This is a genomic window from Salipiger marinus, from assembly GCF_035481585.1.
GTDB classification, from domain to species: domain Bacteria; phylum Pseudomonadota; class Alphaproteobacteria; order Rhodobacterales; family Rhodobacteraceae; genus Salipiger; species Salipiger marinus.
Genome location: NZ_JAYKSL010000019.1, coordinates 84,258 through 109,739 on the forward strand (window position 1 = coordinate 84,258; position 25,482 = coordinate 109,739).

Annotated in this window: 26 protein-coding genes and 1 pseudogene; 5 read left to right on the top strand and 22 right to left on the bottom strand. The window is 67.6% G+C overall.

The features are described 5' to 3' along the window. Position 1: 1 nt before the first annotated feature. The 5 genes from VK682_RS20840 to VK682_RS20860 all read right to left on the bottom strand — a co-directional run bounded on the left by VK682_RS20840 (position 2) and on the right by VK682_RS20860 (position 4,523). A complete protein-coding gene (locus VK682_RS20840; RefSeq protein WP_324782484.1) occupies positions 2-703 on the bottom strand; it encodes an ABC transporter ATP-binding protein in 702 nt (233 codons plus the stop codon). Next, positions 690-1,481, bottom strand: coding sequence for an ABC transporter ATP-binding protein (locus tag VK682_RS20845; protein WP_230797713.1), 792 nt, complete (start codon positions 1,479-1,481; stop codon positions 690-692). The genes VK682_RS20840 and VK682_RS20845 overlap by 14 nt, the downstream gene beginning before the upstream one ends. After that, the gene (locus tag VK682_RS20850) at positions 1,478-2,434 is read right to left on the bottom strand and encodes a branched-chain amino acid ABC transporter permease (protein WP_089850253.1); all 957 of its coding nucleotides are present in this window, start codon (positions 2,432-2,434) and stop codon (positions 1,478-1,480) included. The genes VK682_RS20845 and VK682_RS20850 overlap by 4 nt, the downstream gene beginning before the upstream one ends. Next, on the bottom strand, positions 2,434-3,306 hold the full coding sequence (locus VK682_RS20855) for a branched-chain amino acid ABC transporter permease (protein WP_089850250.1): 873 nt from the start codon (positions 3,304-3,306) through the stop codon (positions 2,434-2,436). Before VK682_RS20855 ends, VK682_RS20850 begins: the two co-directional genes overlap by 1 nt. Positions 3,307-3,377: 71 nt before the next feature. Then, complete coding sequence (locus VK682_RS20860; RefSeq protein WP_230797712.1) at positions 3,378-4,523, bottom strand: ABC transporter substrate-binding protein; 1,146 nt, start codon at positions 4,521-4,523, stop codon at positions 3,378-3,380. Between the two features lie 228 nt (positions 4,524-4,751). On the opposite strand from VK682_RS20860, the gene paaG reads away from it, so the two are divergent. From paaG to VK682_RS20880, 4 genes are all read left to right on the top strand, one after another. Further along, positions 4,752-5,546, top strand: coding sequence for a 2-(1,2-epoxy-1,2-dihydrophenyl)acetyl-CoA isomerase PaaG (gene paaG / locus VK682_RS20865; protein ID WP_230797711.1), 795 nt, complete (start codon positions 4,752-4,754; stop codon positions 5,544-5,546). Positions 5,547-5,567: 21 nt separating this feature from the next. After that, positions 5,568-6,008, top strand: coding sequence for a hydroxyphenylacetyl-CoA thioesterase PaaI (gene paaI, locus VK682_RS20870; protein ID WP_089850377.1), 441 nt, complete (start codon positions 5,568-5,570; stop codon positions 6,006-6,008). 21 nt (positions 6,009-6,029) lie between these two features. Next, positions 6,030-7,337, top strand: coding sequence for a phenylacetate--CoA ligase PaaK (gene paaK / locus VK682_RS20875; RefSeq protein WP_324782485.1), 1,308 nt, complete (start codon positions 6,030-6,032; stop codon positions 7,335-7,337). Between the two features lie 77 nt (positions 7,338-7,414). Further along, complete coding sequence (locus VK682_RS20880; RefSeq protein WP_230797709.1) at positions 7,415-8,014, top strand: TetR/AcrR family transcriptional regulator; 600 nt, start codon at positions 7,415-7,417, stop codon at positions 8,012-8,014. Between the two features lie 634 nt (positions 8,015-8,648). Here the strand turns inward: VK682_RS20880 and VK682_RS20885 are convergent. From VK682_RS20885 to VK682_RS20950, 14 genes are all read right to left on the bottom strand, one after another. Then, a complete protein-coding gene (locus VK682_RS20885; RefSeq protein WP_089850240.1) occupies positions 8,649-9,122 on the bottom strand; it encodes an acyl-CoA thioesterase in 474 nt (157 codons plus the stop codon). 3 nt (positions 9,123-9,125) lie between these two features. Beyond that, on the bottom strand, positions 9,126-11,189 hold the full coding sequence (gene paaZ / locus VK682_RS20890) for a phenylacetic acid degradation bifunctional protein PaaZ (RefSeq protein WP_324782486.1): 2,064 nt from the start codon (positions 11,187-11,189) through the stop codon (positions 9,126-9,128). A 16-nt stretch (positions 11,190-11,205) separates the two neighbouring features. Further along, positions 11,206-11,958, bottom strand: coding sequence for a Phenylacetic acid catabolic protein (locus tag VK682_RS20895; RefSeq protein ID WP_230797706.1), 753 nt, complete (start codon positions 11,956-11,958; stop codon positions 11,206-11,208). Beyond that, positions 11,948-13,024 (bottom strand): 1,2-phenylacetyl-CoA epoxidase subunit PaaE, encoded by a 1,077-nt coding sequence (gene paaE, locus VK682_RS20900; protein ID WP_230797705.1) that lies wholly within the window; start codon positions 13,022-13,024, stop codon positions 11,948-11,950. Before paaE ends, VK682_RS20895 begins: the two co-directional genes overlap by 11 nt. Before the next feature lie 78 nt (positions 13,025-13,102). After that, the gene (paaD, locus tag VK682_RS20905) at positions 13,103-13,612 is read right to left on the bottom strand and encodes a 1,2-phenylacetyl-CoA epoxidase subunit PaaD (protein ID WP_230797704.1); all 510 of its coding nucleotides are present in this window, start codon (positions 13,610-13,612) and stop codon (positions 13,103-13,105) included. A 4-nt stretch (positions 13,613-13,616) separates the two neighbouring features. Then, on the bottom strand, positions 13,617-14,471 hold the full coding sequence (gene paaC, locus VK682_RS20910; protein ID WP_230797703.1) for a 1,2-phenylacetyl-CoA epoxidase subunit PaaC: 855 nt from the start codon (positions 14,469-14,471) through the stop codon (positions 13,617-13,619). After that, the gene (gene paaB, locus VK682_RS20915) at positions 14,471-14,758 is read right to left on the bottom strand and encodes a 1,2-phenylacetyl-CoA epoxidase subunit PaaB (protein WP_089850229.1); all 288 of its coding nucleotides are present in this window, start codon (positions 14,756-14,758) and stop codon (positions 14,471-14,473) included. Before paaB ends, paaC begins: the two co-directional genes overlap by 1 nt. Beyond that, complete coding sequence (paaA, locus tag VK682_RS20920) at positions 14,701-15,777, bottom strand: 1,2-phenylacetyl-CoA epoxidase subunit PaaA (protein WP_324782487.1); 1,077 nt, start codon at positions 15,775-15,777, stop codon at positions 14,701-14,703. Before paaA ends, paaB begins: the two co-directional genes overlap by 58 nt. Positions 15,778-15,796: 19 nt before the next feature. Beyond that, positions 15,797-17,002: a 3-oxoadipyl-CoA thiolase gene (gene pcaF / locus VK682_RS20925; RefSeq protein ID WP_324782488.1), complete on the bottom strand. Its 1,206-nt coding sequence runs from the start codon at positions 17,000-17,002 to the stop codon at positions 15,797-15,799. A gap of 145 nt (positions 17,003-17,147) precedes the next feature. After that, positions 17,148-18,005, bottom strand: coding sequence for a PaaX family transcriptional regulator C-terminal domain-containing protein (locus VK682_RS20930; RefSeq protein ID WP_324782489.1), 858 nt, complete (start codon positions 18,003-18,005; stop codon positions 17,148-17,150). Positions 18,006-18,087: 82 nt separating this feature from the next. Next, the gene (locus VK682_RS20935) at positions 18,088-18,882 is read right to left on the bottom strand and encodes a siderophore-interacting protein (protein WP_230797700.1); all 795 of its coding nucleotides are present in this window, start codon (positions 18,880-18,882) and stop codon (positions 18,088-18,090) included. Between the two features lie 198 nt (positions 18,883-19,080). Beyond that, entirely contained in the window at positions 19,081-19,314 is a 234-nt protein-coding gene (locus VK682_RS20940; protein ID WP_324782490.1) for a YgaP family membrane protein, read from the bottom strand. A gap of 57 nt (positions 19,315-19,371) precedes the next feature. Next, positions 19,372-20,040, bottom strand: a complete 669-nt coding sequence (locus VK682_RS20945) for a Crp/Fnr family transcriptional regulator (protein WP_230797698.1) — start codon at positions 20,038-20,040, stop codon at positions 19,372-19,374. Between the two features lie 69 nt (positions 20,041-20,109). Continuing rightward, entirely contained in the window at positions 20,110-21,075 is a 966-nt protein-coding gene (locus tag VK682_RS20950) for an SLAC1 anion channel family protein (RefSeq protein WP_230797697.1), read from the bottom strand. Between the two features lie 378 nt (positions 21,076-21,453). On the opposite strand from VK682_RS20950, the gene VK682_RS20955 reads away from it, so the two are divergent. Next, positions 21,454-22,644 carry a PQQ-dependent sugar dehydrogenase gene (locus tag VK682_RS20955; RefSeq protein WP_230797696.1) on the top strand — a complete coding sequence of 397 codons (1,191 nt, stop codon included), beginning with the start codon at positions 21,454-21,456 and terminating at the stop codon, positions 22,642-22,644. Here the strand turns inward: VK682_RS20955 and VK682_RS20960 are convergent. The 3 genes and pseudogenes from VK682_RS20960 to VK682_RS20970 form a co-directional block, all read right to left on the bottom strand. After that, positions 22,641-23,555 carry an NAD-dependent epimerase/dehydratase family protein gene (locus VK682_RS20960; protein WP_230797695.1) on the bottom strand — a complete coding sequence of 305 codons (915 nt, stop codon included), beginning with the start codon at positions 23,553-23,555 and terminating at the stop codon, positions 22,641-22,643. The genes VK682_RS20955 and VK682_RS20960 overlap by 4 nt on opposite strands. Positions 23,556-23,571: 16 nt before the next feature. Further along, positions 23,572-25,065 (bottom strand): glycerol kinase GlpK, encoded by a 1,494-nt coding sequence (gene glpK, locus VK682_RS20965; RefSeq protein ID WP_230797694.1) that lies wholly within the window; start codon positions 25,063-25,065, stop codon positions 23,572-23,574. A gap of 281 nt (positions 25,066-25,346) precedes the next feature. Continuing rightward, a pseudogene (locus VK682_RS20970) lies at positions 25,347-25,482 on the bottom strand (IS3 family transposase); the annotation flags it as partial.

Genomic DNA, 25,482 nt, shown 5'->3' on the forward strand with positions numbered 1-25,482 from the left:
GTCATACTCCCAGATAGGCTTCACGGATGCGCGGATCGGCAATCAGATCCGAAGCAGGGCCGGTCATGGTGATCTGCCCGGTTTCCATCACATAGCCGCGGTCGGCAATCTTCAGCGCGCCAAAGGCGTTCTGCTCCACCAGCAGCACGGTCACGTCGCGCGCGCGCAGCGACTGCACCACCTCGAAAATCTGCGCCACCAGCAGCGGCGCCAGCCCCATGGAGGGCTCGTCCAGCAGCAGGCAGTGCGGGCGGCCCATCAGCGCGCGGGCGATGGCCAGCATCTGCTGCTGCCCGCCCGACAGGCCCCCGGCGGCAAGGTTGCGCTTTTCCTTGAGGATGGGGAACATGGCAAAGGCATCGGCCATGTCGCGGTCCACCCGCTCGTCGCTGTACAGAAAGGCGCCAAGCCGCAGGTTTTCCTCCACCGACAGGTTGGTGAAGATCTGCCGCCCCTCGGGGGACTGCGCCAGCCCCCGGGCAAGCCGCCGGTGGGCGGGCACGCGGGCCAGATTTTCGCCGCGAAAGACGATGCTGCCCTCGCTTGCGGGCTGCGTGCCCGACAGACAGCGCAGCAGCGTGGTCTTGCCCGCGCCATTGGCCCCCACCACGGTCACGATCTCGCCCGAGCGCACCTCCAGATCCAGACCGTGCAGCACCTCGATGCGGCCATAACGCGACCGCAGGCCTTCAACCGTCAGCATGGGCGGGATCCTCCGTCGGGGCGTCGGTGCCAAGATAGGCGGCGATCACGGCGGGATTGCGCGACACGGTGGCAGGATCGCCCTCGGCGATCTTCTGGCCATGGTCCAGCACCACGATATGGCTGGAAATGCGCATCACCAGCTTCATGTCATGTTCCACCAGCAGGATGGCGATGCCCGAGGCCGCCAGTTCCGCGATCAGATGGTCGATCTCTTCGGTCTCGACGGCGTTGCAGCCTGCGGCGGGTTCGTCCAGCAGCAGGATTTTTGGCCCCAGCGCCAGCGCGCGGGCAATCTCCAGCCGTTTGAGCGCGCCATAGGACAGGCTGCCCGCCTCCTGTTCGGCGGCCTTGTCGAGCCGCACCCGCGCCAGCAGATCCCGCGCGCCGCGCCGCACCTCTGCCGCGCGCCGCCGCATCGAGGGCAGCGCCAGCAGATCGGCCCAGACCGGCCCGCGTTCGGTCAGGTGATACCCCGCCAGCACGTTGTCGAGCACGGTCATCTCCTGAAAGATCTGCAGGTTCTGAAAGGTGCGCGACAGGCCCATGCGCGCCAGCAGATGCGGCGCCGTGGCGGTCACGTCGTGCCCGTTCAGGCGCACCGATCCGCGCCCGGGCCGGTAGATCCCCGAGATCATGTTGAACAGCGTCGTCTTGCCCGCGCCGTTCGGCCCGATGACCGACACGATCTCTCCGGGGCTGACCGAAAAGCTGACATCCTCCACCGCCCTGAGCCCGCCGAAGCTGATGCCAAGGCCCGATACTTCCAGAAGGCTCATTCGCTGGTCCCCCTCAGCCGCCGCGCGATGGAGGGCAGCAGCCCCTGCGGCAGAAAGATCATCACGCCGATCATCACCGCGCCCAGCACAAGCTGTTCATATTCCGCAAAGACCGTCAGCACCTGCGGCAGCAGCGTCAGGATGGCCGCGCCCAGCGTGGCCCCCAGCACCGACCCCACGCCGCCCAGCACCGCCATGGTCACCATTTCCACCGAATGCAGGAAGCCTGCGACATCCGGCGTGACATACTGGTTCTGCAGCGCCAGCAGCGACCCCGCGACCGAGGCATAGACCGCCGAGATCACGAAGGCGCGCAGCTTCTGCGCCGCGACGTCAATGCCCACCGTGGCCGCCGCCACCTCGGATCCGTGCAGCGCGCGCATGGCCCGCCCCGTGGGGCTGTCCAGCAGGTTCAGCGCGATCCACGCCCCCACCAGCAGCACCAGACCCGAGACGCCATACCACAGCTCGCCCCCCGACAGGCGCAGGCCCAGATCGCGCAGCAGGTCGCGCAGGCCCGGATCGGCCACCACCATGCCATCCGGCCCCCCGGTCAGCGCGCGTTCATTGGTCAGCACCATAGAGACGAGGATGCCGAAGCCCAGCGTCGCCACGGCAAGGTAATAGCCCTTGAGCCGCAGGATGGGCCGCCCGATCAGCAGCGCCATCACGCCGGAAATCCCCGCCCCCAGCAGCACCGCCAGCCCCGGATGCAGGCCCAGATGTTCGGGCGCCAGCGCGCAGGCATAGGCGCCGATCCCGGCAAAGCCCGCATGGCCAAGGCTGATCTGCCCGGCATAGCCGATCAGGATGACCAGCCCCACCACCGACAGCGCATTGACGAAGATCAGCGCGCCGACCCGGTAGTAATAGCCCGAGGGGAACAGCAGCGGCAGCAGCACGATCAGCGCCGCCAGCACGCCCAGTTGAATCCATTTCATGCGGCGGGTCATCACACGCGCTCCGTCGATTTATGGCCGAAGATCCCCTGCGGCATCACGAACAGCACGCCAAGGATCACCAGAAAGGCCACGGCATCCTTGTATTGCGAACTGAGATAGCCTGCGGTCATCGCCTCCAGCAGCCCCAGCAGCAGCCCGCCCACCAGCGCGCCCTTGGGGTTGCCCATGCCGCCCAGCATCGCGGCGGCAAACCCTTTCAGCGCCAGCGCCACGCCCACGTCATAGCTGACCAGCGTGATCGGCGTGACCAGCACCCCCGCCAGCGCGCCGATGGCCGCCGACAGGCCGAAGGACAGCGTCATGACCCATGCGGTGTTGATGCCCACAAGCTGGGCTGCGGTGCGGTTGTTGGCGGTGGCCAGCACCGCGCGCCCGGTCAGCGTGCGGGTGAAGAACAGCCACAGCGCCACGAACACCGCCACCGCCCCGACGATGACCCACAGGCTTTGCGGCAGGATCGTCGCCCCCAGCACCCGGATCGGATCATCGCCGGAAAAGGCCGGAAAGCGGTGCAGCTGCTTGTCGAAGATCAGCTGCGACGCGCCCCGGATCAGGATCGAGGCCCCGATGGTGATGATGATGAGCGACACCACCGGCGCGCCGCGCGCGGGTTCGATGGCAAGCTTGTTCAGCGCCACGCCCAGCGCTGCGGTCAAAAGGATCGCCGCCAGCGCCGCGAGGGGCAGCGGCAGCCCCGCTTCAAAGGTGAAGACGGTGATCATGCCGCCCAGCATGACGAATTCGCCCTGTGCGAAATTCACCACGTCCGAGGCGTTGTAGATGATGGTAAATCCCAGGGCCACCAGCGCATAGACTGCGCCCACGGTCAGGCCGGAAAAGACGAATTGCAGCAGGGCGTCCATGGCGGCTCCCGGGCTTTGATCAGGGGAAACGGGGGGACCGGGGGAACACTCCCCCGGCCCTGCAGAGGCGATCAGTCGACGGCAGACCAGCCGCCATCCCGGATCTCCAGCATGCGGAAGGCGCTGAGATCGAGCCCGAGGTGATCCTCTGCCGAGAAGGTGTAGGTGCCGGTGGTGCCCACCAGCCCCTCGGTCGTTTCCAGCGCGTCGCGGATGTCGTCGGGATCGGTGCTGCCCGCGCGGGTCACCGCATCGACGATCAGCGCCACCGCGTCATGCGCATAGCCGCCAAAGGTCGAGGTCGCGGTGCCATAAGCCTCGCGATAGGCGGCGGTATAGTCGGTCACCACCTGATACTGCGGGTCATCCTCGGCCAGAAGATCGGCGATCAGCAGCGCGGTGCCGGGAAGGCGGACGCCTTCGGCGGCCTCGGCCCCGGCCAGTTCGATGAAGGCGTCAGAGGCGACGCCATGGCTCTGATAGAGCGGAATATCGAAACCCAGCTGCGCCACGTTGCGGGTGACGATGGCGGGCCCCTGCCCGAAACCGGGGTTGAGCACCGCCTGCACGCCTTCGGTGTTGCGGATGCGGGTCAGCTGCGGGGTCATGTCGGCATCCTGCGGACCATAGGTCTCGTCCGCCAGAATCTCGATCCCCTGCGCGCCCGCGACTTCCTTGCACTGCGCCTGCATCGAGGCGCCAAAGCCGTCGGTGCCAGAGATCATGCCGATCCGGGTGATGTCCTGCGCCGCCATGTCGGCGAAGATCTTTTCGCAGGCCATGCGGTCGGTATGCGGGGTCTTGAACACATATTCGCGCACCGGGTCGATGATGGAAATGGCGCCCGCCAGCGAGATGAAGGGAATGCCCTCGGCCTCGGCCACCGACAGGATCGACATGGTGGTGCCGGTGGTCGATCCGCCGATGATCGCCACGACCTCGTCATCTTCCACCAGACGGGTGGCAAAGGTGCGCGCCTTGTTCGGATCGCCGCCATCGTCATAAAGCGTCAGCGCGATTTCCTCGCCATTGATGCCGCCAGAGGCGTTGATCTGCTCCACCATCATCTCGATGGTCTTGGCTTCCGGATCGCCCAGAAAGGCGGCGGGGCCGGTGGCGGACACGCTGGCGCCAAGCCGGATTTCGGCCTGTGCCGCGCCGGTCAGCGTGGCCAGTGCGGCCAGCGTGGCAAGCGCCGTGGTGGTTCTGGATCTCATGGTATCTCCTCCCGAAAAGACATCCCCAAGCAGGCGGGTCAGGCCGCGATCCGCGCTCCGCATCCGCACGGGTGGGCCCAGCCCCAAAGGGCTGTCCACAACGCGCGCTGGCGGTCCGACCTGTCCGGCTTGGCTCCTCCCAAAGCTCGAGTCATATCATTGACCGACCGGACGGTTTATGCAACATTTATCTTGTAGAGCCCGTTGGAGGCGGGCCGGGAGGACCACATGACATCATCCGATACCGTCCTGGCGGAGCTTGGCTCCGGCGTGCTCAAGCTGGTGCTGAACCGGCCGGAAAAGCTGAATTCCCTGAATGAAGACCTGCATCTGGCGCTGCGCGCGCAGATCCAGCGCGCCCATGACGACCCGGCGATTCGCGCCGTGCTGCTGACGGGGGCCGGGCGCGGCTTCTGCGCCGGGCAGGATCTGGGCGACCGCGATCCGCGGCAGGGCGGGCCGAAGCCCGATCTGGGCCAGACCATCGGCACCTTCTACATCCCGACGCTGCGGCTGATCCGGGCGCTGGACAAGCCGGTAATCTGCGCGGTCAACGGCGTGGCGGCGGGGGCTGGCGCCAATCTGGCGCTGGCCTGCGACATAGTTCTGGCCGCGCAGTCCGCGCGCTTCATCCAGTCTTTCGCCAAGATCGGGCTGGTGCCCGACGCGGGCGGCAGCTGGCATCTGACCCGGCTTCTGGGCGAGGCGCGGGCCAAGGCGCTGGCGATGACCGCAGAGCCGCTGAGCGCAGAGACCGCCGCCGACTGGGGCCTGATCTGGAAAGCCCTGCCCGACGACGCCCTGCTGCCCGAGGCGGAGGCGCTGGCGGCCAAGCTGGCGGCGGGCCCGACGCTGGGTCTGGGGCTGACCAAGCGGCTGATCCATCAGGCCGGAGCGCAGGATTTCGACACGCAGCTGGAGGCCGAACGCGACAGCCAGCGCGCGGCGGGCCTGTCCGACGATTACGCCGAAGGCGTCACCGCCTTTCTGGAAAAACGCGCGCCGCGCTTTCGGGGGCACTGAGCGATGAAGGACACCGCGACCCTGACCCCGCAGCAGCTTGCCGAAGCCTGCGCGCAGGCCATGTGGAACGCCGACAGCGCCTCGCAGCGGCTGGGAATGGTGCTGACCCGCATCGCGCCCGGACAGGCGGTGCTGACCATGACCCTGACCGAACGGATGACCAATGGCCATGGCAATGCCCATGGCGGCTATCTGTTCACGCTGGCCGACAGCGCCTTTGCCTTTGCCTGCAACACCTACAACGTGATGACCGTGGCACAGCACTGCGCGGTCACCTACATCACCCCCGGCGCGCTGGGGGACCGGCTGGTGGCCACCGCCCGCGAGGTATCCCGCACAGGCAGGTCCGGCATCTATGACGTGACGGTGACCCGGGAGGACGGGACCGTCATCGCAGAATTCCGCGGTCATTCGCGGGCGCTCAACAGGCCGCTGCTGCCGGACACCGGTGCAGAGGCCTGACGTCCAAGGGAGGAGGACAACATGACCGACATGACCCCGGCGCGGGCCAGTCTGGACCCGATCGAGATCGCCAGCCGCGACGAGATCGCAGCCCTGCAGCAAAGCCGCATGGCATGGTCGCTGCGCCACGCCTATGAAAACTCGCCCTTCTACCGCAAGCGGTTCGACGATCACGGCGTGCATCCCGACGATTTCACGACGCTGGCCGATCTGGCGAAATTTCCCTTCACCACCAAGCAGGATCTGCGCGACACCTATCCCTTCGGCATGTTCGCGGTCCCGCGCGAGAAGCTGGCGCGCATTCACGGATCCTCCGGCACCACGGGCAAGCCCACCGTCGTGGGCTATACCGCGCGCGACATCGACATCTGGGCCGACTGCATGGCCCGGTCGATCCGCGCCAGCGGCGGGCGGCCCGGCGACATCTGCCATGTCGCCTATGGCTACGGGCTGTTCACCGGCGGGCTGGGGGCGCATTACGGCGCCGAACGGCTGGGCTGCACGGTGGTGCCGATCTCGGGCGGGATGACCGAGCGGCAGGTGGTGCTGATGCAGGATTTCCAGCCCAGCATCATCATGGTGACGCCGTCCTACATGCTGTCCATCCTTGACGAACTCCGCCGTCAGGGGATCGATCCGCGGCAAAGCTCGCTGCGGGTGGGGATCTTCGGCGCCGAGCCCTGGACCAATGCCATGCGCGAGGAGATCGAACAGGCCTTCGACATGCACGCCGTCGACATCTACGGCCTGTCGGAAATCATGGGGCCGGGCGTGGCCAATGAATGCGTGGAAACCAAGGACGGGCTGCATGTCTGGGAAGATCATTTCTACCCCGAGATCATCGACCCTGTGACCGGCGACGTGCTGCCCGATGGCGAGATGGGCGAGCTGGTCTTCACCACGCTGACCAAGGAAGGTCTGCCCATGGTGCGCTACCGCACCCGCGACCTGACCCGGCTGCTGCCCGGCACCGCCCGGTCGATGCGGCGCATCGAAAAGATCACCGGGCGCTGCGATGACATGATCATCCTGCGCGGCGTCAACGTTTTTCCCACCCAGATCGAGGAGCAGATCCTGAAATGCGCAGGCCTCGCCCCGCATTTCCAGATCGAACTGACCCGGCAGGGCCGCATGGACAGCATGACCGTGCATGTGGAGTGCGGCCCCGAGGCTACGGGCGCCGAGGCGCGCGCCGCCTCGGCCCGCGATCTGGCCCATCACATCAAGTCGGTGGTGGGCGTGTCGACCCGGATCGAGGTGCATGACCCGCAAGGCGTCGCCCGGTCCGAAGGCAAGGCAAAACGCGTGGTCGACAACCGGCCGAAATAGGCCATCCGCCGCACTGGCATACCTTCCGGCAAGGGGATATCCCCTTGCCGCCTGAACCACGAGGAGCACTTGCGCTGATGGCAAGGACGCGCGCCAATGATTTCGAGGAAAAGCGGCATCAGCTGCTGCTGTCCGCTGCCAATGTCTTTGCGACGCAGGGCATGGAAAAGGCCTCCATGTCGCAGATCGCCTCCGAGGCGGGTGTGTCGAAATCGCTGCTCTATCACTATTACCCGTCCAAGGACGCGCTGATCTTCGCGATCATAGAGACGCATCTGGAGGATCTGGACGCCGCCCTTGCCGAGGCGCATGACCCCGCCCTGCCCGCCGAGGCGCGGCTGGAACGGCTGGTGATGACCGTGCTCGACGCCTATCGCGGTGCCGATGACCTGCACAAGGTGCAGCTGAACGCGGGCCCTGCGCTGTCGGACGCGCAGAAGGCCGACCTGACCGGGATCGAACGGCGCATCGTCAAACGCTTCTCCGCCGTCATCCGCGAGATTCACCCCACGCTCGACACGCCCGACCGTCCGCTGCTGATGCCGGTCACCATGTCGCTCTTCGGCATGATGAACTGGGTCTACATGTGGTTCCGCGACGGCGGCGCCATCAGCCGCGAGGATTACGCCCATATGGCGACGACGCTGATCCTTGAAGGCGTGAAGGCGGTGAAATGAGCGGCACCAACTAAAAGCGCCCAAAAAACTCAAGCTTCCCGACGCCGACGAAGTCCCCATTCTCCTCGTGAGTGTTTCACAAACAGGTCCACGCCGCGAAAATTATCGGAGTCCGATGAATGATCTTCGATTGTGCGCCGGATGGTCGCCTGCAATGTCGGTGGCAACGATCGACCACCCTGTCTGCGAAGTTCTTCAACCTTTCCATAAATTTGATGAAGAGAGGCTACTCCTCCTAGCAGCTCCAAGGCCAATTCAACGTCATCTACCCACCGGACCCTCCCAACAAGGGCTCTCGTGACGTTGAAAACTTGCTCTAGCTCGCAATTAGAGGTTAAAGCCTCTTCTGTAGCCCTTGATCTCTCGTCCTTTTTTACAGCGTGGCACAGGGTGCTAACTCGCATGTCAGGACCCATGTCTCCAGAGAGCCCAAAAACCCTGCGCAGAACATCATTTTCAGCTATTTCGTTCGGTTCTCTTCTCCGCCAAATTTCCGAAAATACGTCGAGATCAACTTCAATAGTTCGCTTCATGTGGCAAATCCTGGCTCAGGGCTCATCTAGGACCCCAGCAAGAATTAGTTACTTCACCCTACTCTGTAAAGAGGTATTTACCTCCAAAATAGAAACCTCTTTTAGCCCGCCGCCGCCTTGCGCATCTCTTCCTCGAACTGGCGGCGGAGCTTGCGGCGCAGGGTGGCGGCGCGGTGGCGGCGCTGTTCGGTTTCGGTTTCGACCTGCAGCACCGGCACCTCGGCGGGGCGGCTGGCATCGTCCACCGCCACCATGGTGAAATAGCATGAATTGGTGTGACGCCGGGTGCCCTTGCGGATGTCCTCGGCCTCGACCCGGATCCCCACCTCCATCGAGGTGCGCCCGGCATGGTTGATGCTGGCGCGGAAGGTCACCAGTTCGCCCACATTGATCGGCTCCTTGAAAATGACCTGATCCACCGACAGCGTGACCGCATAGCGGCCCGAAAACCGGGAGGCGCAGGAAAACGCCACCCGGTCCAGCAGGTTGAGCAGCGCCCCGCCATGCACCTTGCCGCTGAAATTCGCCATGTCGGGCGTCATGAGAACGGTCATTTCAAGGTGGCGGGGATCCATTGCTTACTCCGTCAGCGGCCAGGTTTTCGCCACCATGGTTAGCACATCATATTGGGCGACCACCTCCTGATTCTGGTTGGTCACGCAACAATCCCAGCGCACTTCGCCATAGACCGTGCCGTCGCGCGGGGTGATCTGCTTGCAGGTCAGCCGCACCTGCAGGCTGTCGCCGAAATAGACCGGCGCCAGAAAACGCAAGTGGTCCACGCCGTAATTGGCCAGCACCGGGCCGGGTTCAGGCATCACGAAGAGCCCCGCCGCAAAAGAGGCGATCAGATAGCCATGCGCCACGCGATCCTCGAAGAACGGATTGGCGCGCGCCGCCTCGCGGTCCATATGGGCATAGAAGGTGTCGCCGGTGAAATGGGCGAAATGCTCGACATCCGCTTCGGTGATCTCGCGCCGGTCGGTGACGATCTGATCGCCGATGCGCAGGTCTGCCAGCGATTTGCGGAACGGGTGGATGTCCTGCTGCGCGGGGGCGCCCGGCACCCATTCGCCCGTCACCGCCGCCAGCAGCCGGGGCGTGCCCTGAATGGCGCTGCGCATCATGAAATGTTTGACCCCGCGCATCCCGCCCATTTCCTCGCCGCCGCCCGCGCGGCCCGGTCCGCCATGCACCAGCGGCGCCAGCGGCGCGCCATGCCCGGTGGAGGATTTGGCGCTGTCGCGGTTGCCCAGCATGATCCGCCCGTGAAAAGCGGCAACGCCGCGCACCATCTCGGCCGCCACGCCGGTGTCATTCGTAAAGACCGACGACACCAGCGAGCCCTTGCCCAGCTTCGCCAGCGCCACCGCCTCCTCGACGCCGTCATAGGCCATGACCGTGGCGACGGGGCCAAAGGCCTCGATCTCGTGCGGGGCGCGGGCGGTGAAGGGATCGGCGCAGCGCAGCAGCACCGGATTCAGGAACGCCCCCCGCGCGGCATCGCCCGAAGACAGGCGCACCTCGTCGGGGGTGCCGCAGACGATCTCGGCCTCTGCCGCGATCTCGCGGATGCGGGCGCGCACGCCCTCGCGCTCGCCCAGCGACACCAGCGCCCCCATGCGGGTCTGCGCGTCATCGGGCAGGCCCACGGCGGTGCGGTCCAGCGTGGCGCGCAGCGCGTCGATCACCGCGCCCTCATGGGCGGCGGGCACCAGCACGCGGCGGATGGCGGTGCATTTCTGCCCGGCCTTCGCGGTCATCTCGCGCGCGACCTCCTTCACGAACAGATCGAATTCCGGCGTGCCGGGGCCTGCATCGGGGCCAAGGATCGCGGCGTTCAGGCTGTCGGCCTCCATGGTGAAGCGCACCGAATTCTGCACCACCGCCGGATGGGTGCGCAGCTTCTGCCCGGTCTGGGCGGATCCGGTGAAGGTCACGGCATCCTGCCCGGTCACATGGTCCAGCAGGTCGCCCACCCCGCCGCAGATCAGCTGCAGCGCGCCCTCGGGCAGGATCTGCATCTCCAGAATGCGCCGCACCACCAGTTCGGTCAGATAGGCGGTCTGCGAGGCGGGTTTGACCACGCAGGGCACGCCCGCGATCAGCGCAGGCGCGATCTTTTCCAGCATGCCCCAGACCGGGAAGTTGAACGCGTTGATATGCACCGCCACACCTTCCAGCGGGGTCAGGATGTGCTGACCCACGAAACTGCCATCGCGCGACAGCATCTCCACCGGGCCTTCGGGCAGCACATGGGCATTGGGCAGTTCGCGCCGCGCCTTGGAGGCAAAGGTCAGCATCGTGCCGATGCCGCCGTCGATGTCGGGCCATGCGTCGCGGGGCGTGGCGCCGGTGGCAAGGCTTTCGGCGTAGAATTCGTCCTTCCCCGCCATCAGCGCCTGACCGATGGCCTTCAGCATCAGGGCGCGCTCGTGCAGCGTGTGGCGGCGCAGCGCCGTCCCTCCCGTGCGGCGGCCCCAGTCCAGCGCCCCGGCAAAATCGAGCCCGTCCGAGGAGATCAGCGCATGGACCTCGCCCGTTGCGGCATGGGCCAGCGGCTTGGCCTCGCCCTGCCCCGCGCGCCACGCGCCCGAGACATAGCTTTCAAGGCGGCGCGCGGTGCGTCCGGTGTCCAGCATCAGATGTCCTTCCTGTTCAGATCAGCCGCAGCGGCGCCAGCGTGGCCTCCGCCGTGGTCCGCCACGCCCTGCGCAGCGTTTCATTGTCGGTGCGGCGCAGGCCCATGGCCCGCAGCCGGTCAAACCGGTCCGACTGCGCGGGCCCGAACGTGTCCGCCACCCGGGGCAGCCAGTAGCCGACGGAGGCGCGCGCCTCGGCGGTGGCGCCGATGCGCTCCAGCCCCTCCAGCCCCAGTTCCATGTGCCGCCGCTCGCGCGGGAGGATGTCGCGCAGCACCTCGGCCAGCGGCTGATAGGAACAGCGCGCCAGATCCTCCAGCACCTCCAGCGTGGCCTGCCCCATCAGCACGTTCATCACCACCGCGTCGGTCCAGCCGGTCAGCGGCGCGTGGAACACCGACAGCCGCATGTCGCCGCCCCGGCGCCGTGCCTCTGGCGCCGCGTCGCGCGGGCCGCGCGCGGCCCAGTCATGCGCCTGTTCGTAAAGCGCCTTGTCGGTGCCGAAGGCCTGCATCAGATCCAGCACCCGTTCGGCGTGATCGGCCTTTTCCAGCGTGATGCGGCTGGCGGCGATGCGCGCCTTGATGCCGGGCGCCCAGTTGATCGCTCCGGCGAAGCCCGCCGATCCGGCAAGCTGGCTGTCGACAAACGAGGCCATGAGCCGCAGCACTTCGCCCCGGTAGCGCGGCGGCACGTTTTCCGGCGAGGTCAGCTTGCCGCCCTGCGCCAGATAATCCGCCAGCGCCATGTGATCCGCGTCATTCGTCATAGCTGAGCACCACCCGGTCCGACAGCGGCACGCACTGGCAGGACAGCACATAGCCCGCCCGCACCTCGTAATCCTCCAGCGCGTGGTTGACCTGCATCTCCACCTCGCCTTCCAGCACCTTGGCCCGGCAGGTGGAACAGACCCCCGCCTTGCAGGAATAGGGCGCGTCCATGTGGTTCTGCAGCGCCGCATCCAGCAGCGCCGTGCCGTCCTTGGGCATCCGGAAGCTGCGCGTGGCCCCGTCCAGCGTCACCGACACCTCGCAGCTGTTGCCCGCCATGGCGGCCTGCCGCGACACGGCCCGCGCCTTGGCCCGGCCCGGCTGGGACGAGGCGAAAAGTTCGAACTTGATCTGATCCTCGGCCAGACCCTGCTGGCGCAGGCTTTCGGCGATGGTCAGCATCATCGGCTCCGGCCCGCAGATGAAGGCGGTGTCCACCGTGGCAGCATCGATCCACAGCCGGAACAGCATCGCCATCTTGTCCGCGTCGATCCGCCCGGTGAACAGGTCGATCTCCTGCCCCTCGCTTTCAAGGATGTGGATGACCGACAGCCGCCCCAGATAGATGTTCTTCAGATCCTCCAGCTCCTCGCGGAACATGATGGAGGCCACCTGCCGGTTGGCATAGACCAGCGTGAAGCTGGACTGCGGTTCGCGCGCCAGCACGGTCTTGATGATCGACAGCAGCGGCGTGATGCCCGACCCGCCCGCAAACCCCAGATAGCTGCGCGCGCGGCCCGGATCGAGCGGGGTGTGGAACCGGCCCTGCGGTGGCATCGCCTCCAGCATGTCGCCGGGGCGCAGGCCCTCGTTGGCCCAAGTGGAAAAGGCGCCGCCCTCCACCCGCTTGATCCCGACCCGCAGGCAGCCCTCGTCGCGTCCCGCACAGATCGAATAGGACCGGCGCAGTTCCTCGCCGTCAAAGGCCCGGCGGAAGGTCAGATACTGCCCTTGGGTAAAGTCGAACTGTGCTGTGTCCTCGGGGCGCGGGCGCAGCGTGACCACCACCGCGTCGCGGGTGTCGCGGCGGATCTCTGTCACCTCTAGGGGATGGAAACGGGGCATGTCAGACCTCCTCCTGTCCGGATGCGGGGCGTGCGGCGGCGGGCAAGGCCCGTCGGGGGTTTCAGCGGGCAAGGCCCGTCAGTGGCATTTGAAATAGTCAAAGGGTTCAAGACAGTCGCGGCAGCGCCACGCCGCCTTGCAGGGGGTGGATCCGAACTGGCTGACCCGTTCGGTCTGCGCCGATCCGCAGCGCGGGCAGGCGATGACCAGATTGCTGCCCCCGGCGAGCCGCGCCGCCCGGCCCGAGCGGCCATCGGGGGCGGTGCCGTCCACCGGCGGGGCGATGCCATAGGCGGTGAGTTTCGCGCGGCCCGCCTCGGTCAGCCAGTCGGTGGTCCATGGCGGCGAGAGGCGCCGCTCCAGCCGCACCCGCGCCACGCCGCGCGCCTGCAGATGGGTCTCGATCGCAAGATCGATGACCGCCGTGGCCGGACAGCCGGAATAGGTCGGCGTCACCGCCACCACCAGCGTGTCGCCGTCCCAGCGCAGAGCGCGCACGATGCCCAGATCGGTGACAGAGATCACCGGAATCTCGGGGTCGGGCACCTCTGCCAGCCAGTCCCAGATCTGCGCGTCGGTCGGGGTCATGGCATTACCAGCTTGCGCCGGGATAGGCGCGCTGCAGGAACTGCATCTGGGCAAGGATGTAGCCCAGATGTTCCGTATGCCGCCCCTGCTTGCCCCCGTGCTGCGCGTCGAAACGCCGCTCGGGCACATGCAGCGTCGCCTCGGCCAGCACCTCGGCGACGGTGCGCTGCCAGAGCGGCAGCAGAGCGGCGGGATCCGGCGCGATGCCCGCCTCCGTCACCGCCCGGTCGACGGCATCACCCGCGAACATCTCGCCAGTATAGGGCCAGAGATAGTCCAGCGCCGCCTGCATCCGTTCATGGCTCTGCTCGGTGCCGTCACCCAGCCGCACCACCAGATCCGAAGAGCGTTCCAGATGGTAGGACACTTCTTTCACCGCCTTGGCGGCGATCTCGGCCACGCGCGGGCTGCTGGAGCTGCCCAGCGCGGTCAGCATCTCGAAATGCCATGCGTCGAACAGGAAACCCCGCATCAGCGTCTGGCCGATGTCGCCATTGGGCAGTTCCACCAGCTTCACGTTGCGGAATTTCATCGCGTCGCGCAGAAAGGCCAGATCATCGGCGCTGCGGCCCTGCGCCTCGACCTCGGCGGCCAGCCCCAGCCAAAGCTGCGTCTGCCCGATGAAATCCAGCGCGGTATTGGCCAGCGCGATGTCCTCTTCCAGCACCGGGCCATGGCCGCACCATTCCGACAGGCGGTGGCCAAGGATCAGCGTGCTGTCGCCCATCCGGCACAGCCAGTCGAAAAAGGCGGGCTTCAGCGCCACATCCTCCAGATGCGGATCGGCGGTCTGGCCAGAGGCGGCGCGGCGCGCCAGATCCGCCACTTCGGGGGTCATCACATCGGGCAGCGACGGCATCACATATGCCCCACGTCTTCGGGAATGTCGTAGAAGGTCGGGTGGCGGTAGACCTTGCTTTCGGCGGGATCGAAGAGCGGCCCCTTGTCCGAGGGCGCCGAGGCGGTGATCTGCGCCGAGGGCACCACCCAGATCGACACGCCTTCCTTGCGGCGGGTATAGACGTCGCGCGCGTTGTTGATCGCCATTTCCGCATCCGGCGCGTGCAGGCTGCCTACATGGCGGTGGTTCAGCCCGTGCTGGCCCCGGATGAAGATCTCCCAAAGCGGCCATTCTTTTCTGGACATGTCAGACGCTCCTTACTCTGCGGCCACGCGCGCGGCGGCGCGGCGGCGCGGCGGGCGGCGGCTTTTTCGGCATAGGCGCTGAGCCCGTCGCGGAACCACGCGCCCCGATCCCAGGCGCTGCGCCGCGCCTCCAGCCGTTCCTCGTTGCAGGGGCCGTTGCCCTTGATGACCTCGAAGAACTCGTCCCAGTCGGGTTCGGCAAAATCGTAATGCCCGCGCGCCTCGTTCCAGCGCAGCGTCTCGTCGGGCACGGTCAGGCCCAGAAATTCAGCCTGCGGCACCGTCTCGTCGACAAATTTCTGCCGCAGCTCGTCATTGGTGTTCATCTTGATCTTCCACGCCATCGACTGCGCGGAATGCACCGAATCCTTGTCGGAGGGCCCGAACATCATCAGCGCCGGGAACCAGAAGCGGTTGAAGGCATCCTGCGCCATCTCGCGCTGCTCCGGCGTGCCCTGCGCCATCTTCATCATGATCGCATAGCCCTGCCGCTGGTGGAAACTTTCCTCCTTGCAGATGCGGATCATCGCGCGGCTGTAAGGCCCGTAAGAGGTGCGCTGCAGCGGCACCTGATTCATGATCGCGGCCCCGTCCACCAGCCAGCCGACAGCGCCCATATCGGCCCATGTCAGCGTCGGGTAATTGAAGATGGAGCTGTATTTCATCGCGCCGGAATGCAGCTTTTCCATCAGCTCGTCGCGGCTGACACCCAGCGTTTCGGCGGCGGAGTACAGGTAAAGCCCGTGCCCCGCCTCGTCCTGCACCTTGGCCAGCAGGATCGCCTTGCGTTCCAGCGTCGGCGCGCGGGTGACCCAGTTGCCTTCGGGCAGCTGGCCCACGATTTCGGAATGGGCATGCTGGCCGATCTGGCGGATCAGCGTCTTGCGGTAGCCTTCGGGCATCCATTCCTTCGGCTCGATCTTTTCGCCGCGGTCGATCCGCTCCTGAAAGGCGCGCTCCTCGGGCGTCATGTCCTCGAGGGATTTCATGCCTTCGGATTTTACCATCTGTGCATACATCGTCGTGCCTCCGGTTGCGTCAGCTGCGTTCAAGGATAAGGGCAATGCCCTGCCCCACGCCCACACACATGGTGCAGAGCGCGTAGCGGCCGCCGGTGCGGTGCAGCTGGCGGGTGGCGGACAGCACCAGCCGGGCGCCGGACATGCCCAAGGGATGGCCCAGCGCGATGGCGCCGCCCTGCGCGTTCACATGCGGCGCGTCATCGGGCAGGCCCAGATCGCGCAGCACCGCCAGCCCCTGCGCGGCAAAGGCCTCGTTCAGTTCGATCACGTCCATCTGGTCCAGCGTCAGACCGGCGCGGGCCAGCACCCGGCGCGTGGCGGGCACCGGACCAATGCCCATGACGCGCGGCGCCACACCGGCGGCGGCCATGGCGACGATGCGCGCCTGCGGGGTCAGGCCATGCTGCCGCGCCGCCGCTTCGGACGCGACGATCACCGCCGCCGCCCCGTCATTGACGCCGCTGGCATTGCCCGCCGTCACGCTCAGGTCAGGCCCGTTCACGCCGCGCAGCTTGGCCAGCTGCTCCGCCGTGGTGCCGGGGCGCGGATGTTCGTCGGTATCCACCACCAGCGGCTCGCCCTTGCGCTGCGGGATCTGGACCGGCACGATTTCTTCGGCAAAAAGCCCGCGCTCCTGCGCCGCCTGCCAGCGCGCCTGCGACCGGGCGGCAAAGGCATCCTGATCCTCGCGGCTGATGCCATAATCTGCGGCGACGTTATCCGCCGTCTCGGGCATGGAATGGGTGCCGAAGAGCTTGTCCAGCTTCGGGTTCTTGAACCGCCAGCCGATGGTGGTGTCGTAAATTTCCGCGTTGCGGGAAAAGGCCGTCGTGGCCTTGGCCATCACGAAAGGCGCGCGGCTCATGCTTTCGACCCCGCCCGCCAGCAGCAGATCGGCGTCCCCCGCGCGGATGGTGCGCGCGGCAAGCCCGATCGCATCCATGCCCGACCCGCAAAGCCGGTTGACCGTGGTGCCCGGCACTTCCTGCGGCAGACCCGCCAGCAGGGCCGCCATGCGCGCCACGTTGCGGTTGTCTTCCCCTGCCTGATTGGCACAGCCAAGGATCACATCCTCGACCTGCGCCCAGTCCACCGACGGGTTGCGCGCCATCAGCGCGGCCAGCGGCAGGGCGGCCAGATCATCGGCGCGGATGCCCGAGAGCGCGCCACCATAGCGTCCGATGGGCGTGCGCACGGCATCGCAGATGAAAGCGTCGGTCATGGGATCCTCCTCGCGTCGCGCGGTGGGTGCCTCCATATTCACCGACCGCTCGGTCATGGATATAGCGCCGAAAGCGTCACACGCAAAGAGAAAAGATGGAAAGGCCGTGATGCTTTGGCGGAGCAACCAGAGGCGGCTAGCAAAATCAGTCGCTTGGCCGCGCCGCCTCGCGCCGCAGCCGGTCCAGCCGCAGGTCGGTGGCGGCGGTGGCCTGCGGCAGCAGCCCGTCGGGATCAAGGAATCGGCTGCCGATGCAGGCATCCGCCGCCTCGGCCAGTGTCAGATACAGCGTGACGAACAGCCGCCGCGCCGCGGGCCCCGGCCAGTCGGCCGGCAGCGCCGCCTGCGGCAGACGCGGATCGGCCAGCGCCGCCAGCCGGTAATCGTGCACCAGCCGCAGCCGCAGCGCCAGCGCGCGGGCCGCATCGGGCGGATCGCTGCGGCACTGGTCCAGCAGCGGCGCGAACCGCGCGACAAATGCGGCATAGGCGGTGCCCACCTCCGCCACCGGCCAGAGCGCGGCGGCAAGCCCGGGCAGGTCCGCGACCCCCGACACCACGTCGGCAGACCAGACCAGCCCCGCCGGGCGCGGCATGTCGCTGCGGTTGGGGGCCAGCGCCACCCCGCCCAGCGGCGCCCAGCCGGGCGCGGGCGGCTGGTCCGCCGGAGCCAGCAGCCAGCCCTGCGGCGCGGGCGGCGGGGTATAAAGCACCTGCGCGGCGGCACCGAATTCAGCGCGGGCGGCGGCGGCCAGCCGGTAATGGCTGCGCCGCCCGATGCGCTCGCCCTCCAGCCGTCCGGCGCTGACCAGCCGCGACACGGCGGTCCGCACAAGGCTTTCGCTGATGCCGTGCCCGGCGCAGCAGTCGATCAGCGTGCCCATCCACAGCCGCCCGCCGCGCGGCTCCACCACATCGCCATAAAGCGTGACGATGAAGGCGGAGGCGCGCGGCGGATCCTCCGCCAGCGGGTCCGGAATGACGGTCAGGGCGGGGGCAAGCATGTCTGGCGGCATAAGTCCTCGGTCGGCAAAAGCGGCACGCCACTATCCCACAAACGCGGCGGGCTGTCAGGTCTGAACCGGCTCAGCCGTCCAGCGTCTTGTCGGAGGCATCGGCCCGCCCGGCGGTCCAGTAGCCGGAGGCTTTCATCCATGTCTTGGGATGGCCGCGCGTCAGCAGCGCGTCGCGCAGCGCCCGCGCCACGCCCGCCTCGGCGGCCAGCCAGACATAACACCGCGCTGGCAGGTCAATACCGACCAGCGCCGCCAGCAGCGGCGCGGGATCAGCGGCGGCAGAGAGCGGACGGTGCACCCAGATCCCGCGCCAGTCGGCGGCGGTTGACAGCGCCTGTTCATCCGCCGTCCCCGGCACCGCCACAAGGCTGGTGACGGCAGTCCCCGCAGGCAGATCCTCGATCCGGCGCCCGATGGCGGGAAGTGCCGTTTCATCGCCGATCAGCAGCCAGTGGGCGATGTCGCCCTCCACCACGGCAGAGCCGCGCGGCCCCGCCACGGTCACGCTGTCGCCCACCCGCAGTTCCCGGGCGAAATCGGCGGCAGGACCGCCGGGATGGTCGACAAAATCCAGCACCAGTTCGTGAAGCGCGGGATCAAAGCGGCGGGGGGTGTAATCGCGGCGCGCCTCCTCCGGCCCGGCCTGCGGGAGGATGACCTTGAGGTGATCATCCGCGCCAAGGCTGACAAAATCCGCCAGATCGGCGCCGGTCAGGGTCAGGCGGATCATGTGCGGGCTCAGCTGCACGGTGTCGGCCACGGTCAGGCTGCGGCGGCGCAGCTCGTGCCGGATGCGGCGGATCTGCGGCGGCGCATCCTCGGCGGCGGGGGTGCTGTCCGGGTCGGTGTCGAAAATTCTGGTCACGTCCTGTCCTTTGATACGGCCATGGGCGAAGCACGCCCTGCGCAGCGGCCAAAGCCGGTGCGGGTCTGCGCGTGGAGGACGTCACCACGTGCGATGGCCCGGTGGCGCCTGCCCCGGGCTATAGTTGAATAAATTAGTCAGGAATGAAAAGTCACGCTTGCGTGAGGGGGCAGGCTTGTCACGGCCCGCCCCGCCCGGTCAGCTGCGGCAGGTGCGCAGGCCGATCAGCGTGTAAAGCGGGCAGCTGCCCGCAAGCGAGGTCACAAGAAAGACTGCAGCCACCACAACCGCCAGCCACATCCACAGGCCGGTGCCCAGCATCGCCGTGCCGAAGGCCAGATAGAGCAGCCCCAGCGCCACGATGGTCCGCAGCGCGCGGTCAAGTTTTCCCATGTTTCGGGTCATGTCATCCTCCGGGGGATCAAGGGTCATGGCCCCTTGTGCCACGGAACCCGCCCGCCGGACGGTGACCATGTCACCAAGCCGGGGCTAGCGCGTGCCGCCCCGCGCAAGCTGCCGCAGCGCCTCCGGATCGGCCAGCCGCACCGCGCCGCGCGCCTGCGCGATCCAGCCCCGGCGGTGAAATTCAGCCAGCGTGCGCGTGATTACCTCGCGCGCGGTGCCAAGCTCATGGGCCAGCACCTGATGCGTGGCCTGCACCTGACCACTGTCATCGGCCAGCGCCAGCAGCCGCGCCGCCAGCCGCACATCCATGCGCTGCGACAGGATGTCGTCGATCAGCGCGAACAGATCCGCGATGCGCCGGGCGTAGGCGTGGAAGACCAGCCTGCGGAATGCCGCAGATCCGGCAATGATCGCCTCGAACCCGGCGCGGGGGATCGCCACGGCGGTCACCTCGGTTTCGGTGATGGCTTCGGCGGTATAGGCCTCGGAGGAGAGCAGGCAGGCGGTGGTCAGGATGCAGCTTTCCCCGGCATGCACGCGATACAGAAAGACCTCGCGCCCGGTTTCGGTCTGCTGCTGCACCCGCACCGTGCCGGTCCGCAGCAGGAAGAAGGTCTGTGCCTCCTGCCCGGGGGCAAAGACCGTGCGGCCTGCGGGCAGGTGCATCGCATGGGCGCTGCGCCGCAGCAGCGCCTGTTCGTCTGCGGGCAGATCGCGCAGCCCGTCAAAATGCGTGGTCCAGTCCTCGGTCATGCCCTGCCCCCTGCCCCGGTCCGCCCCAGCGGTAGCGCGGGCGGACGGGGTGACGCAAGCCAGCCGTCCCTAGTCGGGGAGGCAGATCTGCCCCGCGCGCGCCGCGCGCAGCGTGCGCCAGAGCAGACCCGCGATGGTGACGGCCAGCACCGCCAGCAGCCCCTGCCCCAGCAGATGGTGCAGCCCCGATCCGGTCAGCGCGGCGAAGCGGAAGCTGGCCGTGGTCAGTGCCGCCAGCGGAAAGGACAGCGCCCAGAAGGACAGCGCGAAAGGCAGCCGCAGCAGCGCGGGGATCTGCAGCGCCACCAGCGCGGCAAAGAAATAGCCCAGATTGAGCAGAAGCCGCGCCACGGCATCCACCTCTCCGCCCAGTTGCAGCCATGCCAGATGCGCGACGGCGGGCGGCGCCACAAGGATCACCAGCGTCGGGCGCAGCTTGCCCGGCAGCGGATCGTGAAAGATCAGCCGGTTGAACACCAGCGTCAGCAGCACCAGCCAGAAGATCAGCCCGACCGAAAAGAAATACCAGCTGAGTTCCACAAACCCCAGCCCCACCCCCGCCAGCGGCGCCACGACATTGCCCACCGCCGGGATGAACCATGCGGGCGACAGGTGCTGCGGGCCAAAGGCGCGGTGCGAGATCCATGCCGACACCACCACCAGCGTCAGCACCGCCTGCGCCCCCGCCCCCAGCAGCCAGACCGGCCGCGCCAGCAGCGGCGCGTTGGGGCCAAGGAATGCCGCCAGCAGCAGCAGCGAAATGCTGATGGCAGGAAAGAAGGCCAGCTTCACCGGATGCGCCCAGTCCGCCGCCAGGGCTGCGGGATGCCGCACCGCCTTGACGGCGAGCACCGCGCCCAGCCCCAGCAGCACCGCCAGCGCGCCCCAGCCGGTGATCTGGCCCGCGCCCTCCAGCCCGGCGGCACGCAGCGCCAGCGCAAAGCCGAAAAGCCCCATCGGGATGGCAAAGGCGCTGACCGGGAAATGCGCCAGCGACGCGGCGGGCGGGGGGGCGGCTGTGTCTTGGGCGGTCATCAGGAACGGTCCTTCTGCGGTCTGGGGGAATGCCCGTCCGCGGGGGACGGGGCATCGGGGCGGTCATCAGGCAGTCTTTGTCACGGGCACGGGCGTTTATGCGGGCAGGCACCCCCGCCCACCGAGCCACAGCTTTGCCCGCAGGGCAATGCGGCGGCACAGCATGTGGCCAAGGGTCGGGCCCGCCCGCATCTTCGGCAGGCAGCGCGACAGTGCCCTGCCGCCCTCCTGCCCGATGCCGCGCCGCCTGTCTGTGATCTGGGTCACAGCGGGGGCCGTTCACGCAAGCGTCACTGTGCCGGGCGGCTTGGGGCACTAGGTTCCGGGGCGTCATCCAACTCCGGACCGACACGGACCCCGAACCAAAGGAGCCCGATCATGGCCCATCTTTCCCGCCTTCCCCTTGTTGCCCTGCTGGCCGCCTGCGGCCCCGCCTCGGCACAGGATTTCAACGCCGAGCCGCCCAACGCTCCCGACCAGTCCCCCGCTTTCGAGGCCCAGACCCGCGCTCCGGTGCTGGATGAGGGCATGACCCTGAACCATGAGGTGGTGGTGGACGGGCTGGTGCACCCCTGGGGCATGGACCAGCTGCCCGACGGGCGCTGGCTGGTGACCGAACGGCCCGGGCGGCTGCGCATCGTGGCCGAGGATGGCACGCTGTCCGATCCGGTGCAGGGTCTGCCCGAGGTGGACACCCGCCGTCAGGGCGGGCTGCTGGACGTTGCCATCAATGACTCGACCTTTGCCGACACCCGCCGCGTCTGGTGGAGCTATGCCGAACCGCGCGACGGCGGCACCACCGGCACCGCCGTGGCCACCGGCATCCTGTCCGAGGATGGCAGCCAGATGACCGAGGTCGAGGTGATCTTTCAGCAGGATCCGGCATGGGAGTCGACCATGCATTATGGCTCGCGGCTGGTCTTTGACGGCGAAGGCGCGCTGTTTGTCACCACCGGCGAGCGGTCGCTGCCCGAACCGCGGCAACTGGCGCAGGATGTGGACACCCATCTGGGCAAGGTGCTGCGCCTTGATCCCATGGGCGGTGCCGCAGAGGGCAATCCGCAGATCGAGGGCGGCCTGCCCGAGATCTGGAGCTATGGCCACCGCAACCTGCAATCCGCAGCCCTTGGCCCGGATGGTGCGCTCTGGACCGTGGAACACGGGCCCAAGGGCGGTGACGAGCTGAACCGCCCCGAGGCCGGGCTGAACTATGGCTGGCCGGTCGTCACTTACGGTCTGGATTATTCCGGCGGCCCCATCGGCGAAGGCCGGACCGAGGCCGACGGCATGGAGCAGCCGATCTATTACTGGGATCCGGTGATCGCGCCCTCCGGCATGGTGTTCTATGACGGCGAGATGTTCCCCGACTGGCAGGGCAGCGCCCTGATCGGCGGGCTGGCCAGCCAGTCGCTGGTGCGGCTGACGCTGGAAGATGGTCAGGTCAGCGGCGAAGGCCGCTATCTGCAGGGCGAAGGCCGGGTGCGCGATGTCGACGTGGCGCAGCAGGACGGCGCGGTGATGCTGCTGATGGATGCCGATGACGGCACGCTGCTGCGCGTGACGCCTTAAGTTTGCGGCGCGGTGGCCCGCCAGCGGGCCACCATCCGCGCCAGCCCCTCCTCCAGACCCACGCGCGGCGCCCAGTCCAGCAGGTCACGGGCGCGGGTGATGTCCAGCACGCTGGATTTCACCTCCATCTGCGAGGGCGCGTGGCGCAGGCTCAGGCGGCGGCCCGTCGCCGCCTCCAGCCGCGGGATCAGGTCGATCAGCGCGGTGCCCGTGCCGCTGCCAAGGTTCAGCCTTGTGATCCCGCTTTCGGGCGGGCGCAGGCAGACCCGTTCCACCGCGCGCAGGAAATCCGACATGTGCAGGTAATCGCGCAGCCCGGTGCCGCCGCCATAGACGGTGAACTCTGCCCCGCTCTCCGCCGCATCCATCAGCAGCCGCATCACCCCCCGGTCGCGCCGGGGCAGATCGCCGCCATAGGGATTGGCGACACGCAGGAGGGTCAGGCGGAAACCGTGCTGCGCCGCCAGAAACAGCAGCGCGTTTTCCACCATCAGCTTCTGCAGGGCATAAAACCCCTTGGGCTGCGGCTCGCGTGGCTCGGGGATCGGCAGATCGTCGCTGTCGCCATAAACGGCAGCCGAGGAGAGATAGACCAGATGCCCGCGCCAGCCGCGCGCCAGCAGCGCCTCGGCAAAGCCGGTCTGCGGCAGCACCTCGCGCGTGACCAGATCGCCCACACCCTCGATACTCGCCCGCGCATCCGAAAGACCGGCGCAATGCACGATCGTCGCCGCCTCCTCGCCGGGCTCCAGCCAGTCCGCCGCCAGCACATCCGCCACCCGCCGATGCGCGGCCCCCGGCACGGGCGCGGGCAGCGCGCTGCGCGAGATGCCGGTGACGGGGCCAAGCCGTGCCAGATGGCACAGGATTTCAAAGCCCAGAACCCCCGCGCAGCCGGTGACATGGATCATGACCGTTCCTTTCGCCTCAGACCGTCATCGTCGCCTGCACGGCGCGCTGCCACGCGGCATATCTCGCCTCGCGCGTGGCACTGTCCATGGCGGGGGTGAACTGCCGGTCCAGCGCCCAGCCCTTGGCGAATTCCTCCGGCCCCGGATAAAGCCCGGCGCGCTGCCCGGCAAGCCATGCCGCCCCCATCGCGGTGGTTTCCAGCACCTGCGGACGGTCCACCGGCGCGCCAAGGATGTCTGACAGGAACTGCATCGCCCAGTCACTGGCGCTCATGCCGCCATCGACGCGCAGCGTCGCCACCGAACTGTCGATGCCCGCCCAGTCGGCGCGCATCGCCTCCACCAGATCGCGGGTCTGGTAGCCCACGCTTTCCAGCGCGGCGCGGGCAAATTCCGCAGGCCCCGAATTGCGGGTCAGACCGTAAACCGCGCCCCGGCATTCGGCGTTCCAGTAAGGCGCGCCCAGCCCGGTGAAGGCAGGCACGAGGATCACCTGCTGCCCGTCATCGGCACGCTCCGCCAGCCCCTGAGTGTCCGACGCCTGCCGGATCAGCCCCAGCCCGTCGCGCAGCCACTGCACCACCGCGCCCGCGATGAAGATCGACCCCTCCAGCGCATAGGTGGTCTGCCCGTCGAGCCGGTAGGCGATGGTCGACAGCAGCCGATGCTGCGAGGTCACCCGCTCCGTCCCGGTGTTGAGCAGCGCAAAACACCCTGTGCCATAGGTGGATTTCAGCATGCCGGGCGCAAAACAGGCCTGCCCCAGCGTCGCCGCCTGCTGGTCCCCGGCCACGCCGAGGATCGGCAGCGGACGCCCGAACAGATCGGGCCGGGTGGTGCCGAATTCGGCGCCGCAATCCAGCACCTCGGGCAGCATCTCCTGCGGGATGTCGAGCATGTCGCACATCTCGGGCGACCACGCATTGCGGCTGATGTCGTAAAGCATGGTGCGGGCGGCATTGGTGGCATCGGTGACATGGCGCGCACCGCCGGTCAGTTTCCAGATCAGCCAGCTGTCCACCGTGCCGAACGCGAGCTCGCCCCGCCGCGCCCTTTCCCGCGCGCCCTCCACATGATCGAGGATCCATGCCAGTTTCGTGCCCGAAAAATACGGGTCAAGCAGCAGGCCGGTGATTTCGGTCACGCGCGCCTCCTGCCCCTCGTCGCGCAGGCGGCGGCACAGATCGGCGGTGCGCCGGTCCTGCCAGACGATGGCGCGGTGGATGGGCTGGCCGGTCTTGCGGTCCCAGACCACCGTGGTCTCGCGCTGGTTGGTGATGCCGATGGCCACCACATCCTCGGGCCCCGCCCCGGCCTTTTCCAGCGCCGCCCGGCAGGTGCCCGCCGTGGAGGACCACAGATCGGCGGCCTCATGCTCCACCCAGCCCGACTGCGGGAAATGCTGCGGAAATTCCTCCTGCGCCTGTGCCGCGACCCGCAGGTCAGCATCGAACAGGATCGCCCGGCTGGAAGTGGTGCCCTGGTCAATGGCAAGAATGTAGCGCGTCATGGTGACCTCCCCTCTGAAAATTCCGGCCACACGGGCCGGACCGGTCTAGGGTAAGGCATGAGGCGCGGCTGTCCACAGCCATAGCGCACCGCCCGGAGCCCCGGCGATCTGACGATCCGCTGGACGCGCCGGGTCGCGGTCGCTGGCCGCTGATACGTGGGGCGCTGGTGATGTGCCTTTGACCGAGGAAAATGAAGCCTATGAGATGGAACCCCGTGATGGCAAAGCCGTCAAACGCACACTGAACCTCTCCGGGTTTGCCGGAGGCTGATTTCGGTTAGTTACGCAGCCATGGCTTCAGTTTCCAGAGCTGCATAAAGAATTGGCCTCTGCCTCGGCTGGCGGGATGTTTCCGATTGGTTCGAGGAGGCGGCGGTTGTTGAACCAGTCCACCCATTCGAGTGTTGCGTATTCGAC